Here is a 2,746-nt window from a genome sequence, read left to right on the forward strand (position 1 = left end):
TCCGTGGCGGCCTCGGCGGCCGCATCGGCGCCGGTCTCCTTGCTGTCGCTCATCCGCTGCCGATAGAAACGCCGGATGATCTGCTGCGCCACCGGCAGCCGCCCGCCCACCGGCGCGGGGAAGCGCACGATCGCGTCGAGCCGGTCGGTGCCGACCGGTTCGAACATCACGCGCGGCGCGAACTGCGACAGGTCCAGGAAGCGCGTATCGCCATAGCGGCGCAGGCTCTGGCCCGCGGCCTCGAGAAACGGCTCGCAGGCCTGCTGCGCGATGTCGAGCAATTCCGCCTCGATGCGGTCCGGGTCGCACTGCGCCGCCAGCGGAATGCGCACGGTGTCCAGCGTGTATTTGCCCGCCTGCGAATGATTGCGCACCGCCACCGTCAGCAGCAGGCTGTTGGGCACCTGCACCGTGAAGCCGGTGAATTGCCGGGTCGGCGCGACCTCGACCAGCGTCGTCGTCAGCGCGTCCATGTCGATCACCTCGCCGGCGTACTGGCCGATCTCCACCAGGTCCCCCAACTGGAACGGCCGCGTCAGCATCCGCATGAACGCGCCGAGGAAGCACATCACCAGCTCCTTGCCGGAGATCATCAGCGCGGCGGCAAACGCGGCCAGCGAGATCGCGACGCTCTTCAGTTCGGAGACCCAGATGCCGAGCAGCAGCAGGAACACCACCGCGCCGATCAGGTTGCGCGAGGCCACGGTCCAGGTGCGATAGCTGCGCAGGTTGTCGCGATCGGCGAGCTGGCGCGAGACGAAGAAGCGGTTGCTGAGCTTGACCAGCAGCACGCCCACCAGAACGATGAGCACGCTCAGCACGATATGCAGCAGGATGCTGTCGTTGAAATCCAGATTCAGCTTCATGGTGTCGGGACCGCGGCGCCGCAGCGCCGCTCGGCCGCGCGGGCAGGGAAGCCACGATTCTACCGAGTTGGCGGCCCGGGTATCCCGCCGTCTATCCCGCCGGCGGGTTTTCTTATAGGATGCCGCCCCATTGCTGGCCTTCCTGTCCTGACCATGACCGCTTCCCAAGACACGCGCGCCGCGGCGGCCGCCGACACCGCGCGTCCGACCTTGCAGCGCAAGCTGCGGGCCCGCCATCTGAGCATGATCGCCATCGGCGGCTCGATCGGCACGGGACTGTTCGTCGCCTCCGGCGCGACCATTGCCCAGGCCGGCCCGGGCGGGGCGCTCGCCGCCTACCTGCTGATCGGCGCGATGGTGTACTTCCTGATGACCAGCCTGGGCGAACTGGCCGCCTATATGCCGGTGGCCGGCTCGTTCTCGACCTACGGCTCGATGTATGTCGAGGAGGGCTTCGGCTTCGCGCTCGGCTGGAACTACTGGTACAACTGGGCGGTGACGATCGCGGTGGAACTGGCCGCGGCGCAGCTGGTGATGCAGTACTGGTTCCCCGACACGCCCGGCATCCTGTGGAGCGCGCTGTTCCTCGCGCTGATGTTCGGGCTCAACGCGATCTCGGTGCGCGGCTTCGGCGAGGCCGAATACTGGTGCTCGCTGGTCAAGGTGGTGACCGTGATCGCGTTCATCGCGATCGGCACGCTGATGATCTTCGGCATCCTGCGCGGCGACGTGCCGGCGAGCCTGGCCAACCTGACGCTGGGCGACGCGCCCTTCGTCGGCGGCCTGCCGGCGATGATCGGCGTGGCGATGATCGCCGGCTTCTCGTTCCAGGGCACCGAGCTGATCGGCGTCGCCGCCGGCGAATCGGCCGATCCGGCGCGCAATATTCCGCGCGCGGTGCGGCAGGTGTTCTGGCGCATCCTGCTGTTCTATGTGCTGGCGATCGCGGTGATCGGCGTGCTGATCCCCTATACCGATCCGAGCCTGCTCAAGAGCGATGTGCAGACCATTGGCGTCAGCCCGTTCACGCTGGTGTTCCGCAATGCGGGGCTGGCCTTCGCCGCCGGCCTGATGAACGCGGTGATCCTGACCGCCGTGCTGTCGGCCGGCAATTCGGGCATGTATGCCTCGACGCGGATGCTCTACAACCTGGCCACCGAGGGCCGCGCGCCGCGCGTGTTCGCGCGGCTCACGCGCAACGGCGTGCCGATGCCCGCGCTGCTGGCCACCACCGCGGTCGGCGCGCTGTGTTTCCTGACCTCGCTGTTCGAGAGCAAGGCGGTCTATCTGTGGCTGCTCAGCTTGTCCGGCATGACGGGCTTCATCGCGTGGCTGGGCATCGCCATCAGCCACTACCGCTTCCGCAAGGGCTGGACGCGGCGGGGCCTGGACCTGTCGCGGCTGCCGTACCGCTCGCCCTTCTTCCCGTACGGCCCGATCTTCGCGTTCGTGCTGTGCCTGGTGATCGCGCTGGGGCAGAACTTCCAGGCCTTCCTCAGCGGCAATATCGACTGGTGGTCGGTGGCCGCCACCTATATCGGCATTCCGATCTTCCTGGCGATCTGGCTGGGCTACCGCTGGACGCGCAAGACGCGCTTCGTCAGGTACGAGGACATGCGGTTTCCGGGCGTCGAATGAGGGCCGGTGAAGGGGCCAGTGAAGGGGCCGGTGAAAACAGTCCGTGAAGCGGCGGGGGATCCCGCTCAGTAGACGTCGCGCCGATAGCGCCCGTTCTCGGCCAGCGCCGCCAGTGCCTGCGTCCCCAGCACCTCGGCCAGCGCATCGTTGACGCCCGCGGCCATGCCCTGCAGGCTGCCGCAGACGTAGATCGCCGCGCCGGCCGCGACCCATTCGCGGATCTGCGGCGCGGCGGCGCGCAC

Annotated in this window: 2 protein-coding genes and 1 pseudogene; 1 reads left to right on the forward strand and 2 read right to left on the reverse strand. The window is 68.1% G+C overall.

From position 1 onward, the window contains the following. Positions 1–866, reverse strand: an 866-nt coding sequence (locus AC6EI8_RS25855; RefSeq protein ID WP_498383307.1) for a mechanosensitive ion channel family protein, incomplete at its 3' end; no start/stop codon positions are given. Positions 867–1,019: 153 nt separating this feature from the next. Between AC6EI8_RS25855 and AC6EI8_RS25860 the strand changes: the two genes are divergently transcribed. Beyond that, positions 1,020–2,504: an amino acid permease gene (locus AC6EI8_RS25860; protein ID WP_498383308.1), complete on the forward strand. Its 1,485-nt coding sequence runs from the start codon at positions 1,020–1,022 to the stop codon at positions 2,502–2,504. A gap of 65 nt (positions 2,505–2,569) precedes the next feature. On the opposite strand, the pseudogene AC6EI8_RS25865 reads toward AC6EI8_RS25860, so the two are convergent. Continuing rightward, a pseudogene (locus AC6EI8_RS25865) lies at positions 2,570–2,746 on the reverse strand (sulfite reductase flavoprotein subunit alpha); the annotation flags it as partial.

It is taken from the genome of Cupriavidus sp. R6-3 (genome assembly GCF_059772245.1).